Below are 23,223 nucleotides of genomic sequence, written 5' to 3'. Positions count from 1 at the left end.
AAATGGATCACCCGGTGAAATCGCTGTACCGGCAGATCAAAAATGGGGAGATCAGTCAGGAAGAGGCAGCCAAACAGATCCGGCAGTTTTTGATGCAAATTCCGGCGATGACCAACACATCCTTGGCCGATCAGCTTAAAGGGGATTTACGGGAGAAGGTTGCCGATCTCTTAAACGTTCCGGCGGAACATGTCAGTACCGGCACGGAGTTGGCGGAGTTCGGGCTGGACCCGGTTTTGCTGGCTGATTTGGCCGATTGGCTCAATCAACGTTATCAACTGGAACTCACCCCGGGGCTGATTCTGGAGCAACGAAATCTGCACGGCTTGGCGGTATACATCCTTGCAGAGCACCGTGATGCGACGTCTCCCGTGGAAAAACGTTCAGTCGTGCCCGTCGAAGAGAGCAAACTTCGCATCATGGCGGCCAATTATCTGAAACATCAATTGTCCTCCGTTCTTCAGGCTCCCGCCGACCGGTTGGATCTTGATGCACCGTTGGAGGATTACGGAATGGATTCGGTCATGGTGATGAAGCTGACGGCACAATTGGAAAAAAACTTCGGGCCCTTGTCCAAAACGCTGTTTTATGAGTACCAAACGATCGGGGAGCTGACCGGCTACTTTATCAAGTACCACCGGGAGGCGTTGGTTAACCTGCTCGGATTGAAAGAGGAAGCGGTTAAAGAGGAAGCGGCTGCAAAGGCGGATCATGCGCAGCCGCCTCTGCCTTTTACAAAAGCGGAAAAGCGCGGCAGGCAAAAGAAGAATGAAGCGAAGACGGCACAGCGGGACGGAATTGCCATCATTGGCCTTGCCGGGCGTTACCCCGGAGCGAAAAATATCCGGGAATTTTGGAAAAATCTTCAGGAAGGGAAAGACTGTATCACCGAAATCAGCCCGGATCGCTGGGATCACCGCTTATATTTTGATCCGGACAAGCATAAACCGGGGAAAACCTACAGCAAATGGGGAGGATTTATCGACGGCGTCGACCGGTTTGATCCTCTCTTTTTCAATATTTCCCCACGGGAAGCGGAAGTCTTGGACCCGCAGGAACGTTTGTTTTTGGAGTGCGTCTATGAAACGATCGAGGATGCCGGATACACCCGGGAATCGCTCCGCTCGGATCAGGAGGGCAGCTATGGGGGCAAGGTGGGCGTTTTTGTCGGGGTGATGTATGAAGAGTACTCCCTGTACGGCGCGCAGGAACAATTAAAGGGCAACCCGGTTGCTCTCGGCAGTAATATCTCGTCGATTGCCAACCGCGTTTCGTATTTTTTTAATTTTACCGGGCCGAGCATGGCGATCAATACCATGTGTTCGTCTTCGTTGACGGCCCTGCATCTCGCCTGTCAGAGCCTCATGCGGGGAGAGTGCGAACTTGCGGTTGCAGGCGGGGTCAATTTGTCGATCCATCCCAACAAATATTTGCTGCTCGGGCAGGGGAAATTCGCATCGAGCAAGGGACGGTGTGAAAGCTTTGGTGCAGGGGGCGACGGTTATGTTCCCGGTGAGGGAGTGGGAGCCGTCCTGTTAAAGCCGTTGTCCCGGGCCATTGCCGACCGGGACAACATTTATGGCGTGATCAAAGGGACGGCCATCAATCATGGCGGCAAGACCAACGGTTATACGGTTCCCAATCCGAATGCACAGGCGGAAGTGATCAGCCGGGCCTTGCAGGAAGCAGGCATTCACCCGCGGACGGTCAGCTGCCTGGAAGCGCACGGAACGGGAACCGCACTGGGAGACCCGATTGAAATTACCGGGTTGTCGAAAGCATTCGGAGCGTTGACGGAAGATCAGCAATTTTGCTCGATTGGCTCTGTGAAGTCTAACATCGGTCATTGTGAAAGCGCCGCAGGGATTGCCGGGTTGACCAAAGTGCTCCTGCAGATGAAATATGGTCAGCTCGTGCCTTCCTTGCATTCGGACGTGTTAAATCCGCATATCGATTTCAGCCGGACGCCTTTTGTTGTCCAAAGAAGCCTGCAGGAGTGGAAAAGGCCGGTGCTCAATCTGGACGGCGAGGAAAAGGAATACCCGAGAAGGGCCGGCATTTCCGCTTTTGGCGCCGGCGGTTCCAACGCCCATATCGTGGTTGAGGAATACATCCGGGAGGAACGGACGGAGCACAACCATGCAACTGGGCCCGTTCATCCGGCGCTCATCGTGCTGTCGGCCAAAGATGATGAAGCGTTGCGCCGGCGTGTGCGGCAGTTATTGGATGCGATGGAAGAGCAGCCGTTCGCAGACAGCGATCTGGCCGACCTGGCCTATACCCTGCAAGTGGGGCGGGAAGCGATGGAAGAGCGGCTGGCGTTCACAGCTGCAACAGTCAGAGAAATGAAGGAGAAACTGAAGCGTTTTCTGGATGGCCGGGTGGAATCAGGCGGAGTGTTCCGGGGCGGGGCCAATTCCGGAAAAGAGCTTTTGTCTGCTTTGGCCGCAGATGAAGAGTTGGAAACCATCATCGAAATGTGGTTGCAAAAGGGGAAATATGATCAGCTCCTGCAATGGTGGGTAAAAGGGCTCAATCTGGACTGGAACCTTCTCTACCCGGGAGACAGGCCGTACCGGATCAGCTTGCCCGCTTATCCGTTTGCCGGACAAATATGCTGGTTGCCCGAAACGATCAGGGGAGACGAAGTTAAAACCCGTTTAAACGCAACACCGGAAAGGGAAGAGCCCGGGATACAATGCCTTTACTTGCCGGTCTGGGAAGAACAGGCCGCTCCGGAAAGGGCTGAAGCTCACCGGCATGACACGGTCGTGATTGTCTATCAGGAATCTTCGGCGGCATTTAAACAAACGATCGTCGATCATTATCGGCGGAACGCCTCCGCCGGCCGGATCGTACAAATCCTTCTCGACCGCGAAAGCAAAAAGAGATCCGACGATCATTGGCAATGCGCCTTCGACGACCCGCAAGCGCTGGAGGCCTGCCTGAACGAAGCCGGAGCGATCGATTGTCTCTATTTCATTGCCGAATTTCGCAATGCTGATGAACAGATCGATTTTCATGATCTAGCGCAAAGCCAGCAGCGCAATGAGCTGCCATTGCTGCGGATCGTCAAGCTGTTGCAGGCAAGGCAGGACGACACTCCGGTCGATTGTTATTTCCTGACCCAGGATAATTACACCATCGGAGGGAAACCGGCGCATCCGTACGGCGGAGGAGTGACCGGACTCGCCTATGCCGTAGCCCAGGGCGACCACCGCATGCGGGTGCGAAATATCGACCTGTCCGCAGAAGACATGGGAGATGCAGAAAAGCAGAACCAGGTTTTGCGCATGATCCTGGAGGAACCGCCTTCCCACCGCGGCGAAGTGATCAAAATGCAGCGCGGGCGACGTTATCGGCAGGCGTTTCTTGAAATGGACAGCGCCAGCCGGATGAAAACGGAGGGATTGAGAAACGGGGGCGTTTACGTCATTGCCGGAGGAAGCGGCACCGTCGGCAGAGCCATTACCCGCTATCTCATTGCGGAATATCGCGCCAGGGTCATCTGGATCGGACGCACACCGGAAGATTCCGATGCGATCAAAGAAAAACTGGCCGAATTCGCGGGATTGGGATCTGTGCCTGCCTATATCCGGGCGGATGTCACTGACCCACGGCAGATGAGGCAGGCGGTCAAACGGATCAAGGAACAGCATTCCGTTATTAACGGGGCCATCTTCTCAGGGGTGGTCTTTTCCTTTGAAAATTCGCTTCGTCAGACGACGGAAAACGAATTTCTGGAGATCCTCAATGTCAAAACGATTGGCGGCATCCTTTTTTATACCGCTTTTCAGGATGAACCGCTGGACTTTATGCTCTATTTTTCTTCCGGTCAGGCTTACTCGTTCTCCGGAGCCGCCCGGTTTTCAGCATACGCCACAGGGATCGCGTTTTCCGATGCCTTTGTGCGCAGCCTGAGGAATAAGGCACCGTTTCCTGTCGGGACCATCAACTGGGGATTCTGGCAAGACTCGGTGCAGGGGACATTTTTGGACGGCAAAACAAGAGCTTTGCAAGACGATGAAGGATTTGCCTGTTTTGCCCGTGTCGCCGGTCTGTTGCGGGAGGGATTGTTAAACCAGAGTCTCTGCCTCAAACCGTCGCCCTCCCTGAAGGGATTGATGAATCTGAAGAAGGAGAAGGCTGTTGTGAATGCTCCTGTCACCAGGCCGTTGCCCGGATCTCTTTACGGCAGGCTGGAGAGCGGGAAGCATGCAGAAGATCCTTTGATTGACGGCGCTCTCGCCAAACAGATGGAAGAATGGGTGGCCAAGCTGCTCTTCGTTCAGTTGTCAACGTTGGGTCTGCCGCCGAAAGGAATGCCGGTGACAGCCGCCGATTTGCTGCAAAAGGGGAAAATTGCCGGCAAGTATGAGCGGTGGCTGGCGGAGTGCCTGCGGATTTTGGAAACATACGGATATCTTTGCAGCGAAGCGGGGCAGATGATCGTTCTTGCCGATCATGATGCCGGGAAGCGGGAACAGGTCTGGAAAGAATGGGAACCGTTCATGGCGTCCTGTTCCGGCAATCTGGACTGGCGGGCGCAGACGCTGCTCCTTGACGCTTGTCTGAGGAAGCTTCCGGACATTTTGACCGGGCGGACTCCGGCCACGGAAGTGCTCTTTGCCAATGCCTCGATGGAAAGCGTGGAGGGCATTTACAAAAACAATACGGTTGCCGATTATTTCAACCACGTACTGGCCGATGTCGTCGCGGACTATATCCGGCAGAGACTTTCGCAAAATCCGCTGGACCGGATTCGGATTCTCGAAGCCGGAGCGGGAACGGGGGGAACCAGTGCCGTCGTATTGGACCGGATCAAGGAGTGGGCTGACCGACTCGAGTATTGCTATACCGATATTTCCAAATCGTTTTTGCTGTTTGCCCAGGAAAAATACGGACCGGATTACCCTTGTTTAACCTTTAAAACCTGGAACATCGAGCAACCGGTCTCTGCAGCGGGGATTGAATCGGGAGCTTATGACATCCTCATCGCCAGCAACGTCCTTCATGCAACCCGGGATATCAGGCAGACAATCCGCAGGATCAAGGCAGCTCTTAAATCAAATGGTCTGCTCCTTCTCAACGAAATGACCCGCAAGCATCTTTTTGCCACTGTCACCTTCGGTCTTTTGGACGGATGGTGGCTGTTTGAAGATGAGCATTTGCGCATTCCGGGCTCACCATTGATCGGCCGGGAAGAGTGGCAAACCGTACTGGAGGAAGAAGGATTCAGGCAAATCGGGTTTCCGGCGCGGCAAGGGGCACAAAACGGACAGCAGATTATCGTGGCCGAGAGCGACGGATGGGTCAGGCTCCCGATGGACGACGCAGAACCGGAAGCGGAGGAAGTTTTGACCGAAGAAACAGCGTCAGCGGCATTGCCGGAAGCCGGGCAGGCGGTGGAGGAGAAACGGCCCGGGGAGCGGCTGGATGTTTATGTCAGGAAGTTGATTATCCGGCAATTGTCCGGTGTTTTAAAAGTTCCGCAGGAGCAGATTTCGGCAAGCAGGCCCTTTTCCGAATACGGGGTGGATTCCATTCTCGGCGTTTCATTCGTGAATCAGTTAAATGCCGCACTCGGGATCAACCTGAACAGCGCCATCCTGTTTGACTATACTACCGTCGACCGGTTGAGCGAGCATATCACGCAGATGTACAGAAATCATCTCGAACAGCAGATCAGGGCCGAATCGGGTGCAGAACGGAGGCGGGAAAAGACGGCCGCCTCTTTGGCAGTGAACCGGGAGAAACGGGGGCAACAGCTGAAAGCAGCGAAAGTTTCGGAGTTTGCAGACGGAAGCAGCATCGGTTCCGGGGCAATTGCGGTGATTGGCATGGCGGGGCAATTCCCGGATGCGCCGGATTTGGATGCATTCTGGAATAATCTCGCCAACGGTCATGACGCCGTTCGTGAACTTCCCGCCGCCTATCTGGATCAACGCCGCTACTATGACCGGGACAAACAGCCGGGCAAGACTTATTGCAAGTGGGGCGGCGTTTTGGCGGAGAAAAATGCCTTTGATCCGCTCTTTTTCAATATTTCCCCGCGTGAAGCTGCTTCGATGAGCCCGCATCAGCGGCTGATCTTACAGGAGAGCTGGAAAGCGTTGGAGGATGCCGGCTACAATCCGAAAAAACTGGCAGGAATGCCGGTCGGCGTGTTTATCGGAGCGGAACCGGCCAACTATTATCATGAGTCCTTTACGGGTTCATCGGATGCGATCGTCGCTTCCCGCCTGTCCTATTATTTAAATCTGACCGGGCCGGCCCTTGTGGTCAATACCGGATGCTCTTCATCGGCGGCAGCGATCCATCTGGCTTGCGAAAGCTTGCGCAGGGGAGAATCATCGATGGCGGTGGTTGGCGGCGTTTACGCGAAGCTGGACGAAACCTCCCTCATCGCCTTGTCGGGAATCGAAATGATTTCTCCCACCGGCAAGTGCTTCACCTTTGACGAACGTGCAGACGGAACCGTCTTGTCCGAAGGTGTCGGAATCGTGGTTTTGAAACCGCTCCATCAGGCCGAAGCGGACGGTGATCCGATTTATGGCGTGATCGTCGGATCGGGGATGAACCAGGACGGTGCCAGCAACGGAATTACCGCTCCCAATGGGCTGGCTCAGGAGCAATTGGTGACGGAAGTATATCAAAAGTACGCCATTGATCCGGAGGATATTTCTTATGTCGAAGCGCATGGGACGGGAACCAAACTGGGGGATCCGGTTGAGGTGAATGCGCTGATTCGCGCTTTCCGGCGATTTACGTCCAAGGGGGAATTTTGCGCGATCGGCAGTACCAAGTCGAATATCGGGCATACGGGTGCTGCTGCCGGGGTGATCGGCCTGATCCGGGTTTTGCTGTCGATGAAGCATCGGCAAATTCCGGCCCTGATCAATTTCCAAAAATTAAACCCGCTGATTGCCTTGAAAGAGTCGCCCTTTTATGTGAATACCGAAACGGTGAAATGGATGTCGCCCGCGGGCCGCCCCTTGATGGCGGCAGTCAATTCCTTCGGGCACAGCGGGACAAATGTGCATTTGGTCGTGCAGGAATACCGGCCTGAGCGGACGCCGGCAGATGACGCAGCCAGTCCGGTACTGATTCCGTTATCGGCACGGAAAGAGGACCGTTTGCATGCGTATGCCGAAAAGCTGCTTGACTTTTTAAACCGGCAGGATACCGGCGGCGCTGCACAGCCTTTTTCCCTGGCATCGCTGGCCTGTACGCTGCAAACCGGGCGGGAAGCGATGAAGGAACGAGTGGTGTTCCTGGTTGATGATCCCGCCGATTTGCGCGCGGCATTGGCGGATTTCTTGGCCGGAAAATCCCGGAACGGCGTCTGGCGCGGACAATACAGGAAAGGAGCAGACGCAGCCGGCTTGTTCGACGGGGACGATGAAGATCTTCAGGAGACGATCCGCAAATGGGCAGCAAAAGGAAAACTGGCGAAAATCGCTGAATTATGGGCACAGGGAGTCGATGTGAACTGGGAGTGGCTTTACGGGGAGAATAAACCTTTGCGCATCCATGCGCCTTCTTACCCGTTTGCCAGAGAATATTACGGGATCGCGGAAAAGAGGGGCGAGGCAAAACGGACAACATCGGCAACGGAGCACTCTGTTTCCCTTCACCCGCTCCTGCATGAGAATACATCCGGACTCCAGGGGATTCAATTTACTTCCACCTTTACGGGGCGGGAGTTTTTCCTTGAGGATCATCAGGTGAAAGGGAAGCGGATGTTGCCGGGTGTGGCTTATCTGGAGATGGCACGGGAAGCGGTGAAGTGGGCAGCCCGGGGAGAATGCGGCGACGAGATGGGCATTCACCTGAAAAATATCGTGTGGTCGCGGCCGGTCGTGGTTGAGGAAGAGCCGGAAAAAGTGCAAATCACGCTTTTCCCGGAAGAAGACGAAACCATCACGTACGAGATTCACGGAGACTCCGGGAAAGAAGCATATCACCGGGGCAGTGCCGTTCTGAAGATGATTGAGGTGGTGCCGACCCTGGATTTGCCGGCGCTTAAACGCGAATGTGAGGAAAGCGTTTTGAGCGGCGGGGATTGCTATGAAGCGTTTCGGGCGATCGGTCTGGAGTACGGCCCCGGCCACCAGGGAATCAGCGAAATATACCGCGGACAGGATCGGGTGTTGGCGAAGCTGGCGCTGCCGGACGAAGCACGTGAGACGCTGGAGTCCTTCGTCTTGCATCCCGGCCTGATGGATTCGGCCGTTCAGGCAGCCCTGGGATTGATGGCGAAGAAAGGGGAGATTCAGCCGGTCATCCCCTTTGCCCTTGAGGAACTCGTGGTTTATCGGAAATGCACAAGCGAGATGTGGTCATATATCCGACATAGCGAGGGAAGCAAAGCGGATCGGCTTCTGAAGCTGGATATCGACCTCTGTGATGAGCAGGGGACGGTCTGCGCCCGGATGAGGGGGTTATCCCTGAGGGTATTGGAAGGAGAACCGTGGGGAACGAAAGAGTCCGCTTCTGCGGAGTCGCTTCTTTTGCGGCCTGTGTGGCAGGAACAGCCGGTTGAGGGAGAGGCGGGAGCGTCTGTTTCGGCGAATCGCCTGGTACTGTTTTGCGGCTTCGCGGATACGGAGATGATTTCGGAACAAATGAAAGGGGCGGACTTCAGGATTCTGCAGTCAGGAGAAACGCGGATCGAACATCAATTCCGCGATTATGCCGGGCAGCTTTTGCAAATCTTGCAATCTCTCTTTCATGAACGGGCAAGGCAGAAAGTCATGTTGCAACTGGTTGTTCCGGCGGAAGAGTCCGCGCAGACGCTCTCGGGATTGGCCGGCATGCTGAAAAGCGCCCGGTTGGAGAATCCGCATTTCTGCGGGCAGTTGATCGAAGTCGATTCACTGCAAGGCATCGCCGGAATTTTGGAAGAGAATAGCCGCCGGCCTGATGATCTTCATCTCCGCCACGAAGCGGGCAAACGCCTGGTTGCCGGATGGAGCCCGATTGAAGCGGACGGGGAGAACGCGCAGATGCCGTGGAGAGAGGGAGGCGTCTATCTCATCACCGGAGGGGGAGGCGGCCTGGGACTCCTTTTTGCCGGGGAAATCGCGCGCCAGCTGAATAATGCCGTTATCATCCTCGCCGGCCGTTCCCCGTTGACCGGAGAGATGGAGGCAAAGCTTGATGAGATCAGATCGCCGGGCATTCGCGTCGCCTATCAGCGTGCGGATGTGACGGATCGGGAAGCCGTTAACCGCTTGGTCAACGCGATCCGGAACGAGCATGGAACGCTCCACGGGATTATTCACAGCGCCGGTGTGCTTCGGGACAGCCGGATTCGCCACAAAACGGAGGAAGAGCTGAATGAGGTAATGGCTCCGAAAACGCTGGGGCTGGTGAACCTGGATCTGGCGACGAAAGACATCCTCCTTGATTTCTTCATCTGCTTCTCGTCCGGCTCGGCGGTGTGGGGAAGTGCCGGGCAGGCCGATTACGCCGCCGCCAATGGCTTTATGGACAGCTATGCAAAGTGGCGGGCCAGCCTCGTTACCCGGAAGGAACGCCACGGCCGGACGCTGTCCATCAACTGGCCTTATTGGCAGGGCGGGGGAATGAGAATCGGAGCGGCAACGAAGCTGATGATGCAGCAGGCGGGAATGATGCCGATGACGAATGAAAGCGGAATCCGGGCATTTTATCAGTGTTGGTCTTCCGGCAGCGGGCGGGTGCTGGTGATGGCAGGTGATACAATGCGGATCAGACAAAGGATGTTATCGCCGGAAGCAGGGCCGGATGCAGCCAGACAGAAGGAGCTTCCCAAGTCCGCTGAACGGCCCGGGGAAGAGCGGCCGGGCGATCTGCGGGAACGCGTCCAATTCGCCCTGCTTCAGGTTGTCTCCCGATTGATACATGTCAGGATGGAGGAGCTTGACGCGGATACCGGGCTGGATGAGTACGGATTTGACTCCATCACGTTCTCCGAGCTGGCAAATGAGCTGAACCGGCGCTATAAACTGGAATTGATGCCCACCCTGTTTTTTGAACATACAACGTTGAATGAGTTGGCCGGGTATTTATGCGAGGAATATGGTGATATTCTCGCGCCCCGGTTTGCTTCGGCCGTCAAGAATGAAGCAACGGAAACGGGCAAACCGGTCGGTTCGGAAGAAATCACGGAGAAGAAACCGAGCTTGCCCCTGCAAAAGGAGAAAGTCCGGAGGCAGCAAAAGAGCGAATCGAAGGATGCATCCCGGCGGGAACTGTATGACGAGGGAATCGCCATCGTCGGAATGAGCGGAGTCTTTCCGGGAGCGCGGGATTTGGATGAGTTCTGGAACAACCTGGTGAACGGCAGGGACTGCATCACGGAAATTCCCAAAGAACGCTGGGATTGGCGTGAATATTACGGAGACCCGGCCAAGGAAGCCGATAAAACCAATATCAAATGGGGAGGTTTTATAGAGGGGGTCGATGAATTTGACCCGCTTTTCTTCGGGATCTCCCCGCGCCAGGCCGAGTTGATGGACCCTCAGCAACGCCTGCTCATGACCTGCTGCTGGAAGGCGATTGAAGATGCTGGTTATTCGGCACAGAGCCTTTCCGGAACGAAGACCGGAATCTTCGTCGGAATGGGGCACAGCGGTTACGCCGGGGTGATCAAACAGGCCGGTGCTGCGTTGGAAGGCTATTCGGCAACGGGAATGGCCACGGCGATGGGACCGAACCGGATGAGTTATTTCCTCAACGTTCACGGCCCGAGTGAACCCGTCGATACTGCCTGTTCCAGCTCTCTGGTGGCGATTGACCGTGCCGTTAACGCCATTAAAAACGGTGACTGTGATGCGGCGATTGCCGGCGGCGTAAACACCATTCTGACTCCGGATCTTTATATCAGCTTCAGCAAGGCGAACATGCTGTCTGCCGACGGACGCTGCAAAACGTTCTCCGACAAGGCCGACGGATATGTGCGCGGAGAGGGCGTCGGCATGATTTTTCTCAAAAGGCTGAAGGATGCCGAGAAAGCGGGAGATCACATCTACGGCGTCATTCGCGCTACGGCTGTGAACCACGGGGGACGGGCCAACTCATTGACCGCCCCCAATCCCAAGGCACAGGCGGAACTGCTGGTCACCGCCTACCGGAAGGCCGGGATCGATCCCCGAACGGTGACATACATTGAAGCGCACGGAACGGGAACGGAACTTGGCGACCCCATCGAGATCAACGGTTTGAAGGCTGCCTTTGCCGAATTGTATGCCGACTGGGGCGTGGAACAGCCAAACCGGCCCCATTGCGGCCTCGGTTCGGTCAAGTCAAATATCGGACATCTGGAACTGGCAGCGGGGATCGCCGGAGTGATCAAACTGCTGTTGCAGCTGAAACACAAAATGCTGGTCAAGAGCCTTCACACCGATGTGATAAATCCCTATATCCGGTTGCAAAACAGCCCGTTTTACATCGTGCGGGAAAACAGGGAGTGGACCGCACTCAAAGACGCCAGCGGCAATGACATTCCCCGCCGTGCGGGTGTCAGCTCTTTCGGTTTTGGCGGTTCCAATGCCCACGTTGTGATCGAGGAATATATCCCGCATGCCGATGAACCAACGTCCGGAGAGGAATCCCAAGTCCCGGTGATGATCCTTTTGTCGGCGAAAGATCAAACGCGGTTAAAAGAACAGGTGCAAAATTTATGGACAGCGATCCGCCAAGGAAAATATAACGATGCTTCTTTGCGCGACATGGCTTACACCTTGCAGGTGGGGCGTGATGCCATGGAAGAACGCCTGGCCCTTTTGGCATCTTCCCTCCGAGAACTTGAAGAGAAGCTGAAAGCCTGGCTGGAGGGAACACGGGAGATCGACGGCCTGTATACGGGGCGGGTCATCAAGAAAGGGCAGTTGGCGGCTTTGCAGGCGGATGAGGATTTTGAGGCAACCGTGGATCGTTGGCTGGAAAAGGGGAAATACGGAAAATTGCTGAGCATGTGGGTGCAGGGACTGAACGTTGATTGGAACAGGCTGTACAAAGGGCAAAAGCCGAAACGCATCAGCCTGCCCACTTATCCGTTTGCCCGGGAGCGGTATTGGGTTACCGGAGCGAACAATCCTTCCACGGTTGAAAGTCTTCGTCCGCCCGCCCGGGAGAAGGAGAAAGTCAAAAAGATTCTGGTCAAGGACTGGCGGGAGAACTCCCCGGATCAAAAGGAGGAGACTGATGCCGGGACAGTGATTATGCTGGCCACGCCCGCGACCATGAAGATCGCTGAGCCGTGGTTGCGGGAAGCAGCTTTGCAAGTCGTGCCCGTCGTTCATGATTCCGTCGCTTCTTCCGCTGCGGTGGTGACGGATTATTACGACAGTCATGCCGGTGAACAACTTTATCATCAAATAAAGAAAAAAGTCGATCAGCCCCAATTCCTTGGCGTGATTGACGTGACAGCTTACGATGAACAATACGAACAATCCGAGGCGATAGAAGCCGGGAAAATCACCTTTTTGCAAAAATTGATCGAACACCATCGTCACGCAGGCTGGAAACTGATGCAGGTAACCTGCCGACTGCAATCGTGGCAGGTGGAGAAACCCACCCTTCAGGGAGCGCGTCTGTCCGGATTGTATCGGATGTTGGGCGCGGAATACCCGCAGATTCAGGTGATCGCCCTGGACAGCGATTGCGCGGCGCATGAATACGAAGAGTTGGCGGAGCAGATCAGGAACGAGTTTTTCCGCAGTCAGGAAGGAAACCTGATCGAATGCTGTTACCGCGGCGGCCGCAGATTCACCCCGGCTTTCAAAGAAGTGGAGCCGCAGCCGTTTGCCCCGTCCTTTCATGAGCGGGATGTGATATTGATCACCGGGGGCTCCCGGGGGATTGGCGCCGCCGTCGCCGAGCAGGTTGTCCGCCGCGGAGTGAAGCATCTGGTCATTATGGGCCGGGAGGCCTTGCCGGAGCAGGGAGAATGGGAGCATCTGCCCGAGACGGGCGATAACAGTGAACAAGCGGAGAAGATTCGCCGGCTGAAAGCGCTGGCCGACCAGGGGGTCAAGCTTCATTATGCCAATACGTCCCTGACGGATTTGCCGGGCTTGCAGGCGATGGTCGCGGAGGTTCGCCGTAAGCTGGGGCCGATCACCGGTGTGTTTCACTGTGCCGGGATCAGGGGACGCAATCCGGCCTTCTTCAAAAAAACGATCGCGGAAATCGAAGCGGTCTGTGAGCCCAAGATCCAGGGGCTGGTCAACCTGCACAAAGCGCTGGAATCCGAACCGTTGTCCTTTTTCCTCCTGTTCTCGTCGGTTGCCGCAGCCTCGCCCATACTGGCGGCGGGGCAGAGCGATTATGCCATGGCCAATGCCTATATGGATTATTATGCGGCTTATCAGGCGGGGGCAGGACAGTCCTGGTTCAAGTCGGTTCAATGGCCGGCGTGGAAGGAGACAGGCATGGCAGCCGGAGGAATGGACACACCGGTTTACCGCGAGACCGGGTTGCTGTCGCACAGCACCGCGGATGGTTTGCAGTTGCTGGATGATGTCCAATCTCTGCCGGAGACGGTATGCCTCCCTTGCGTCGTCGATCCGCAGCGTTTTTCCGGGGACAAGCTGCTCCGGCAAGAGCGTTTGCCTGCGGTTCCGCGATCAGTGCAAGCGGCGCAGGGCCGTGTGGATGCAGGGGAAAAAGCGCCGGCGTCACCGTCACAGCTGCGCGCAGAGATTGTCCGGTGGTTGCAACACGTGTTCCGGTCGGAATTAAAACTGGCCCACACCCGGTTGGACGAACACAAGCCTTTTGCCGATTACGGGGTCGATTCCATCCTGATCGCCCAGATCGTCCAGACCATGCAGGAAAAGACGGGAAAACCGCTCCCGCCGTCCTTGTTGCTGGAGTACGGTACCATCGCGGACTTGGCGGACTATTTCGCCGAACATCATGGAGACGCCTGGCAGCCGGCAGCGCAAGCGATCCGGGATGAATCGGTGGAGTCGGGAGAAGAAATACCTTCTGTTTCGCTCCAACCGGAGTCGGTTCAGCCTCCGGCAAGCGGGTCCGCGCCCGAGCCGGAAGAGGAGATCGCCATCGTGGGAATCGCCTGCCGGTTTCCGGACGCACCTTCCAAAGAAGCTTATTGGGAATTGCTGACGCAGGGGAAATGTGCGATTCGGCCCGTTCCGGAAGAACGCTGGATTCCCAAGAACGGACGGGTTGATTACGGCGGATGGATAGAGGGAATCGATCGGTTTGATCCCGCCTTTTTCCATATCAGTGAGTCGGATGCGGCAGTGATGGATCCGCAGGCGCGCCTCTTGTTGGAGGAAAGCCTGAACGCGATCTTCGATGCCGGTTATGAGCCGAACGAATTGCGGGGGCAGTCAGTCGGGGTCTATATCGGGGGACGATCACAGCCTCTGGCGCCGGCTGATGCAGTTTTGGCATCGGCCAATCCGATTTTGGGGATCGGCCAGAACTACCTGGCGGCCAATCTGTCCAAGTTTTTCGATTTCAGAGGGCCCAGTCTGGTCGTGGATACGGCTTGTTCCTCGGGAATTACGGGCTTGCTGCTCGCGGCCGATGCCCTGCGCGGAAAACGGATTGACATGGCTCTGGTCGGAGCTGTCAGCCTGTTGACGGGCCCCCTTGCCCACGATGTGTTTGCGGCGCGGAATATTTTAAGCGGGAACGGGCGTTTTGAGATTTTTGACAAACAGTCGGACGGGGAAGTGCTGGGAGAAGGGATCGGGGTCGTTTTCGTAAAACGGCTCAGCGATGCGGTCAGAGACGGGAATTACATCTATGGCATTATCAAAGGCATTGCCGTGAATAATGACGGCCGGACTCTCGGCCCGGGATCGCCCAGTCTGCAAGCCCAAAAGCAGGTGATGGAGGCGGCTTTGGCCATGAGCGGAAAGCGTCCGGACGAGATCGGCTACATTGAAGTGAACGGAGGCGGAACGCCAATCATGGATACGATCGAAATAAAAGCCTTGTCCGATGTCTATGCTCTCGGAAACCGGGAATGGGGTCCATGCTGTTTGGGAGCGGTGAAGCCCAATATCGGGCACTTGCTGCTGGCCTCGGGCATGGCCGGGCTGATCCGCTGCCTGTTGAGTGTCCGTTACGGGAAAATCCCCCCGTTCTTGTCAGCCAACGACCCCTTTGAGTACTACGATTTTTCACGGTCGCGCATACGCTTTAACCGGGAGACGGAAGACTGGAGACCGCCTTCCGGACAGAAGCGGACAGCGGCTCTCAACTCCTTCCCCGACGGTGGAACCAACTATCATGTAATTGTGGAGGAGTTCGTTCCTGAGAGGGATTTCCGGCAAAAGCGTTTTCCGAAGGCAGCACCGGCTCTGCAAAAAGTGCGCGTCGGCGTTTCATCCGGCAGGGAGAAACCGGCGGAAGCGGAGACGGTCAGCCGCCACCGGCGTCCTGTACGGAACGTATGGGGGGAGATCCGATGAAAGAAGTATTTCGCCTGACGCTGACGACGGAACATCCGGTAATCTCGAATCATTCCGTTTACAGCCAACCTTTGCTTCCCGGACTCGCCTATATTGATCTCCTGTATCAATTGGGGCAAATACTGGAGTTGGATTTCCGTGATTATGCCTTAAAGCGATTATCCATCTCCAATCCTTTGATTGTCAGCAAGGATCGACCGGTGAACCTGGCCGTCACCTTTGAAAATGTTTCAGATCACTGGAAAATCAAAGTGGAAGGGGAGGAGACTGATGAGCGGGGTAACCGGCTGCCCGCTCATCGGTACATTACGGCCGAACTTCATCAGGAAACGGTTGCTTTTTCGGAAAAAATCGACATTGGCGGACTCAAGTGGGAAGCGGTCCGCCATTTCGATTTGGACAAGGTCTACGAGAAGGCCAGGCAGCAGGGGCTTGTCCACACCGGAATGATCAAGGCGCAGGGGGAGATCTATCAGCACGATTCCGGCGTTCTGATCGGGATTGAGGTGGATGAATCCTGCCGGGACGGGGCCGATGCCTATTTGTTTCACCCGGCGCTGATCGACGGGGCGGCGATGGCTGCGGGAGTGCTCTGGGAACAGCGGGGAAATCAGGAAGACCTGTATTTGCCGCTCTATTATGACGAATTTTTCTGTACGGAGCCTTTGCACACCCAATGTTATGTCCGGGCCCTCGCTTCTTCGGTGAAAATGGTGAATGAGATTCGCACGTTGGATCTTGCCATTTATAATGGCGAAGGCCGGCAAATCGGGCACCTTCGGGGAATCACCAGTAAAAAGATCCGTGCGAAAGGGCAGATCAATCCCGCTCTGGCGCGGGAAAGTTTTTCGCCTCTGGTGAAGCCGGCAGCGGAAATGGTGACCGGACAACGGCGGGAACCGGACGGGAGCACAGGGGAAACAGGTGCTCTCGAACTGATGCTGCGCAAAATTTTTGCCCGCCATTTGGACAGGGAACCGTCACAGGTCAGGCCTGATTTGGGATTCTTCGAACTTGGGCTGCAATCTTCGCAATTGCTGGGCGTCATGCAGGATATCGAAAAAGAGCTGGGTGTGCAACTCAGCCCGACTCTTCTGTTCGAGTATTCGACAATCGGTGAATTGGCGCTCCATTTGGCAGAGAGTTCAGAGGTTCCGTTTGCCGCTTCGGATGAAATGTCTTCGGAGAAGGATGTGTCCCGGGAGAAAGATGCGGATGATCGCGTTCAGGAGCGGGCGTTCGTGAGAGAGAGAGAGGTTTCTCCGGCGGCAGCCACGATTCAACAGGATGGGGACATTGCCATCATCGGCATGGCCGGCCGGTTCCCGGGTGCTTCCAACCTGCGTGAATTCTGGGCGAATCTGCTTGCCGGAAAAGATTGCATCACGGAAGTTCCTTCATCCCGTTGGGACTGGAAGCAATTTAGCGATTTGCGATCGCCTTCCGGAAAACAGATTTCCCGCTGGGGCGGCTTCATTGAAGATGCGGATTGCTTCGATCCGTATTTTTTCCGAATCGCCCCGCGGGAAGCGGAAATTATCGACCCTCAGGAACGGCTGTTTTTGGAAGTTTGCTGGGAATGCATGGAAGATGCGGGTTATGTCCCCGGAACGCTGGCATCGCCTCGGGGTCCGAACAAAACGCGCAATGTCGGCGTTTTCGTCGGGGTGATGCATAAGGATTATGCACTGGTCGCCGCTGAAGCGATCTCCCGCGGGCTGGTCATTCCCTTGTCTCTGAACTATGCGCCGATCGCCAACCGCGTTTCTTATTTTTGTAATTTTCACGGACCGAGCCTGGCGGTGGATACCGTCTGTTCTTCGTCCCTCGTTGCCGTCCATCTGGCCATCGACAGCATCCGCAAAGGAGAAAGTGAAGTGGCATTGGCGGGAGGGGTGAATTTATCCCTGCATCCGAATAAATACCTCACTTACGGCATGGCCAACATGCACTCCTCAGACGGTTACTGCCGTTCCTTCGGCAAGGGCGGAGACGGGTATGTTTCCAGCGACGGGGTGGGGGCGGTGTTGTTGAAGCCCCTGTCCCGGGCCATTGAAGACAAGGATCATATCTATGCCGTGATTAAAGGCAGCGCGATTAACCATGGAGGGACAGCCAGCGGAATTACCGTGCCGAATCCGACAGCACAGGCTGACCTGATTGCCTCCTGCCTTGCCGAGACCGGCATTGATCCCCGCACGATCAGTTACGTGGAAGCCCACGGGACGGGAACCTCGTTGGGTGATCCGATTGAGATTCAGGGGCTGATCCGGGCTTATCGTCAATACACTTCGGACACGCAGTATTGTGCCCTCGGTTCGGTGAAATCCAATATCGGCCACGCCGAATCGGCTGCCGGCATCAGCGGATTGATCAAGAATGCGCTGCAGCTGTATCATCAGACGCTGGTTCCTTCTTTGCATGCGGAGGAATTAAATCCGTACATCGATTTTGAACGGTCGCCCTTCTATGTGCAGCAAAAAACGGAGAGATGGGAGCGGCCCACGATTCTGCAAGGCGGGGAAAGGGTGACCTGTCCGCGCCGGGCCGGCCTCAGTTCGTTTGGAGCGACCGGTACCAATGTGCATATCATCATGGAGGAATGTCCCGAATTTGCCCGGCCATCTGCTTCCGGACAGCGATCTGACGCGAAGCGGGTCCTGGTCCCGTTGTCCGCCAAAAGTGCGGAGCGGTTGCAGGCATATGCCCGGAAATTGCTCGACTATTTAAACGGGCTGGACGATGATGCATCCCCGAACATGGAGGATTTGGCCTACACCCTTCAGACCGGGCGCGAGGCGATGGAGGAAAGGGTTGTCTTCATCGCAAAGGGCGTGAGCGACTTAAAGCGCAAGTTGGAAAGTTTTTTGCAAAATGAAGCCGGAGCAGAGCAGTGTTATCGAGGGCATATTCAGCAAAAGGGCACTCTGCTCCCTTTTCTGGCCGCAGATGAAGATACCCGGGAATTGATCCGAAAATGGGCCGTCAAGGGAAAACTGGATCAAATCGCGCAGCTTTGGGTGAACGGAATCGATGTGGACTGGAACTTGTTCTATGTTCAGCGCCGGCCCAACCGCATCAGCCTGCCGACCTATCCGTTCGTCAAGGAACGGTTCTGGATTCCGTCCGCCATGACGGCACAAGGAGAAAAGGAGGCGGCGGTACAAACGGGGAAGGAGCAGCTTCACCCGCTGCTGCACCATAACACTTCCGGTTTCAGCGGGCTGCGCTTTACTTCCCGTTTTACCGGACAGGAGGTTCTGTTCGGCGATTATGCAGTCAACGGTTGTCCGGCCCTGCCCGCAACAGCTTGTCTGGAAATGGCGCAGGCCGCGATCGTCCGGGCGTCGGATGGTCCCGAAGACGGTTCAACGCAGATCGTGCTGAAAGATGTCACCTGTCTTCACCCGCTCGTGGTTGATCAAAATCCGCTGCAGGTGAGCATCCGCCTGTTTGTCGATGAGCAAGATGAGATCGGGTACGAGATCTGCCGGGAAACGGAAGGGGATCGGCCTGTATTGTACGCACATGGTAAGGCTGTGTTCCGCTCCGCGTTGGAAGCACCTGTGCTGGAGAGGCCGGACATGCTCTCCGGCGATACTCAGCGCAGCATCGATCCCGCTTCCGTTTATCAATCGATGCGAATGGCCGGGATTGAGTGCGGTCCGGGTTACCGGGGAATGGAAAAGGTGTACGAGGATGAGGGGCAGCTGCTGGTGAAGCTCACTTTGCCTTCAACGCTCGTATCAACGCAGGAGCAGCTTGGTCTTCATCCCGCCCTGCTTGAGCCGGCATTGCAGGCAGCTGCCGTTTTCATGGCGGATGCATCGGCTGCTTCGGCCGCTTTCCATTGTGAGACGGTGGAATATTTCGGCCGCTGCGTTCCTTCAATGTGGGCGCTGATCAACCAAAGCGGCGGGGCGGAAGGGAAACTGAACATTGCCCTGTGCGACGATGATGGCCGCCTGTGTGTGCGGATGCAAGGGATTTCATGGAATGCTTCGGAAGAGGAGCTTCTTGCCGGGACAGACGAGCTTGCGACACCAACGGGAGAGGAGATCGTGATGCTGACTTCTGCATACGAGTCGGAAATTGACCGGTTAAAAGATTTCATTCCGGCGATTGCCAAACCGCAGGCAGGGTTCGTGAGGGGGCAAGACGGGGGAGAGGAAATCACAGGAAAACCGGCGGGCAGTGTGCAGGACGCTTTGATTCAGTCTGTTTCCCGGACGCTCGGAGTCAGTGCCGGGGAGGTCGATGTGCATTTGCCGCTGCACGAATACGGTTTTGATCCGGTTTCCCTCCAGGAAATGGTCGATACCTTCAATCAGAACATGCGTGTGGAGCTGGATGTGGAAACGGTTGTTGAACTGCAAACGATTCAGGGCATTGCGGCGCATCTGGTGAAGGTGATGGAAGAACAAAAGCGCCCGCCGGGCATAAGCAGCCTCTCCGCAGACCAAACAGCGAAGGAGGTTCGTCCATGAAGGAGCTGGATCGGTTATTCTGCGAGCTGCTCTGGAGGCAATTACAGTCGATGGGATTGTTTACCGCCCCTCGTTCCGATCCCGCCGACCTCCCGGCCCGATACGGACTGCGCGACAGCTACCGGCGCTGGCTGGAAGGAAGCATCAAGTTTTTGGCGGAAATGCAGTATCTCCGATTTGACGGGAAAACCTGCTATGTTGATGAGATTAACCCGAAGCCGATGGATGAGGCATGGAAGGAGTGGGAGGAAAAAAAGAAACCGTGGCTGGCAGAACCGAATACCCGGGCCCAGGTGGTTCTGGTGGAAACGATGATGCGCTCGTTGCCGGAAATATTGACCGGAAAAGTGCCGGCCACCGATGTCATGTTCCCCCAATCCTCCTTTGCACTGGTGGAAGGGATCTACAAGGATAACGTCGTTGTGGATTACTTCAATGAGGTTGTGGCCAATGCGCTGGCCGGTTATTGTCAACTGCTGCTGAAACAGGACGCGGGAGCGAAAATCAGGATTTTGGAAATAGGGGCCGGAACCGGGGGAACCAGTGCCGGCATCTTTCGCAAGCTGACTCCCTTTCAAAACTCGATTCAGGAGTATTGCTATACGGACATATCCAAGGCTTTTTTGCTGTTTGCCGAAAAAGAATTCAGCGCTTATCCCTATTTGACTTATAAGGTTTTGAACATCGAAATGCCCGTCACCGGACAAGGCTTTGCCCCGGGAAGCTTTGATGTCGTCGTTGCGGCCAATGTTTTGCACGCGACCCGCGATATCAGGCAAACCTTGCGCAACGCCAAATCGCTGTTGAGAAAAAACGGTCTGCTTCTGGTAAACGAAATCAGCCGGTTATCGCTGTTTACTCATTTGACTTTTGGGCTGACGGACGGCTGGTGGCTTTACGATGATGAGGAGTTGCGGATCCCGGGGTGTCCCGGTCTGGAGCCGGAAACCTGGAAGAAGGTACTGGAGGAAGAAGGATTCCGCTCTGTCTTCTTCCCGGCACAGGAAGCCCATGATCTCGGGCAGCAGATTATCGTAGCTGAAAGCGACGGCGTTATCCGACTCAAGCAGGAAGCGCGACGGGAGGTTCGTTCCCCGGCGAAGCAGGCCGAACCGGCCGTTGCCAAGCAACCCCTTCAGGCAGCCCCCGCCGGTTTGCTCGAGGAACAAATCGCCGACGTGATCATGGAGAAAGTTTCCGAAGCGCTCAAGATGGAGAGGAACAGGATTGACAAAAACCGCTCTTTTGCCGATTACGGAGTCGATTCGATCATCGGTGTGCGTTTGATCCAAATCCTCAATGAAGCTCTGGGGATTGACTTGCAGACGACGGATTTGTTTGATTACAGCTCGGTAAAACTGCTGACTGACTATATTATTGAAAACTACAAACAGGAGATTGCGGCGACGATGGGCGCCAACCGCCAGCCGGATGAAACTGAGCGGAAACAGCCGTCTGCTTCCTCTTCCCGGTTCAGGACGGAACGAAAAGCAGTTCCGCCCGCTTATGGCAGTCGCCCGTCCGGAAAGGGAAGTCTGCGTGAGCCGACAATGCTGCCGACGGTTGCCCGGGCCGGCCGAACGATCAACAAAGAGCCGATCGCCGTGATCGGGATGAGCGGCCGTTTTCCCAAATCGGAAACCGTGGACGAATTGTGGGAGCACCTGGCAAAAGGGGAAGATCTGGTTGGCAAAGTGACTCGCTGGGATTTGTCAAAATATCACCCAGAAGGTGCTTCTTTTTGTGACAGCGGTGCATATCTGGAGGATATTGATCTGTTTGATCCGCTTTTTTTCAATATTTCCGGGCTGGAAGCCACCTATATGGATCCGCAGCAGCGCCTCTTTCTCGAAGAAGCGTGGAAGGCGTTGGAGAATGCCGGCTATGCCGGGGCCAGTGTCAAAGGACGCAAATGCGGAGTCTATGTCGGGTGTGGCGGCGGGGACTATACGTCGCTGTTTGCCGATGCGCCTCCTCCCCAGGCATTATGGGGAGCGTTGAACTCGGCCATTCCGGCGCGAATCGCCTATTTGCTGGATCTGCACGGCCCTGCGCTGGCGGTGGATACGGCCTGTTCCAGTTCGCTGGTGGCCATCCATATGGCCTGTCAGGGTTTATGGACCGGGGAAACGGAAATGGCGCTGGCCGGTGGAGTCTACATCAATAATACACCTCAGTACCATTTATTGGCCGACCGGGCGGGAATGCTGTCCCCGTCAGGGCGCTGCTTTACGTTTGACGACCGGGCGGATGGCATGGTTCCGGGAGAAGCCGTGGGAGCCGTGGTGCTCAAACGCCTGGGCGATGCCATCAGGGACGGGGACCATATTTATGGAGTGATTCGCGGTTCGGGGATCAATCAGGACGGCACGACCAACGGGATCACCGCACCCAGCCTGCGCTCCCAGCAACGTCTGGAACAAGCGGTATATGATGAGTTTGCCATCAACCCGGCGGAGATTCAGATGGTGGAGGCGCACGGAACCGGAACCAAACTGGGCGACCCGATCGAGTTCCAGGCGATCAGCCGGGCATTTCGCTCTTACACGGACAAAAAGGAATATTGCGCGATCGGTTCCATCAAGACCAATATCGGCCATACACAGCTGGCTGCAGGAATTTCCGGTTTCATTAAAATCCTGCTTTCCTTGAAACACAAAAAAATCCCGCCTTCTCTCCATTTCAGGAAAGGCAATGCCAATATTCAATTCAAGGACAGTCCGTTTTTTGTCAATACCAAGCTGAGGGACTGGGAAGTTGAGCCCGGGGTCAAACGGCGGGCCGCCATCAGTTCCTTTGGGGCGACGGGAACCAATGCCCATTTGGTGGTGGAAGAAGCTCCGCAAGTGGAAAGAAGGCATCCGGACAAGCCGGGATATTTGATCGTGTTGTCGGCCCGCACCCAGGAACGTTTACGGAAGCAAGTCGAGCAGTTCATCGCCTATTGTGAGGATGAAGAGCGCGCCGGGTGCGGAAACGCAAGTTATACGCTGCTGTTCGGCCGGCAGCACTTTAAACACCGTCTGGCCTGTGTGGCCCGGGATTTGGATGATGCCCGGGAATCGCTCCTCTCCTGGTTGAAGCAGGGACAGGCGGCCCATGTTTATGTCGGCGAAGTAAAGGACCAGCGTTCGCAATTATCTTTTAAACAATTCGGAAATCAATGCATTGAAAAATGCCGCCATTCTGCTGAAGCCGCTGACTATCTGGAGAATTTGGCCACTGTGGCCGAGCTTTACGTTCAGGGATATGAACTGGATTATGAAGGGCTGTTTGCGGACGGGCAATACAGCCGT

3 protein-coding genes and 2 pseudogenes are annotated in these 23,223 nt (G+C 55.7%); all 5 read left to right on the top strand.

The window, feature by feature from the left end; translation table 11 throughout:
- Positions 1 to 2: 2 nt before the first annotated feature.
- The gene (locus I8U17_RS15780; RefSeq protein ID WP_198059781.1) at positions 3 to 15,440 is read left to right on the top strand and encodes an SDR family NAD(P)-dependent oxidoreductase; all 15,438 of its coding nucleotides are present in this window, start codon (positions 3 to 5) and stop codon (positions 15,438 to 15,440) included.
- Positions 15,422 to 16,243: pseudogene (locus tag I8U17_RS19015) on the top strand (polyketide synthase dehydratase domain-containing protein); the annotation flags it as partial. The gene I8U17_RS15780 and the pseudogene I8U17_RS19015, both read left to right, overlap by 19 nt.
- Before the next feature lie 72 nt (positions 16,244 to 16,315).
- Positions 16,316 to 18,919, top strand: a pseudogene (locus tag I8U17_RS19010) (type I polyketide synthase); the annotation flags it as partial.
- A 105-nt stretch (positions 18,920 to 19,024) separates the two neighbouring features.
- The gene (locus tag I8U17_RS19005) at positions 19,025 to 19,927 is read left to right on the top strand and encodes a polyketide synthase dehydratase domain-containing protein (protein WP_483316414.1); all 903 of its coding nucleotides are present in this window, start codon (positions 19,025 to 19,027) and stop codon (positions 19,925 to 19,927) included.
- On the top strand, positions 19,924 to 23,223 hold a 3,300-nt coding region (locus tag I8U17_RS15770; RefSeq protein ID WP_198059779.1), incomplete at its 3' end, for a beta-ketoacyl synthase N-terminal-like domain-containing protein. The genes I8U17_RS19005 and I8U17_RS15770, both read left to right, overlap by 4 nt.

This window comes from Thermoactinomyces sp. CICC 10521, from assembly GCF_016055135.1.
Classification (GTDB): Bacteria; Bacillota; Bacilli; order Thermoactinomycetales; family Thermoactinomycetaceae; genus Thermoactinomyces_A; species Thermoactinomyces_A daqus.
The sequence above is the reverse complement of the archived record's forward strand: the minus strand, read 5'-3'. Positions and strand labels throughout refer to the sequence as shown.

Bases quoted from the DNA above. Each gene is read 5' to 3' on its own strand.
- I8U17_RS15780 (WP_198059781.1), top strand. From the start codon at position 3: ATGGATCACCCGGTGAAATCGCTGTACCGGCAGATCAAAAATGGGGAG.
- I8U17_RS19005 (WP_483316414.1), top strand. From the start codon at position 19,025: ATGCTCTCCGGCGATACTCAGCGCAGCATCGATCCCGCTTCCGTTTAT.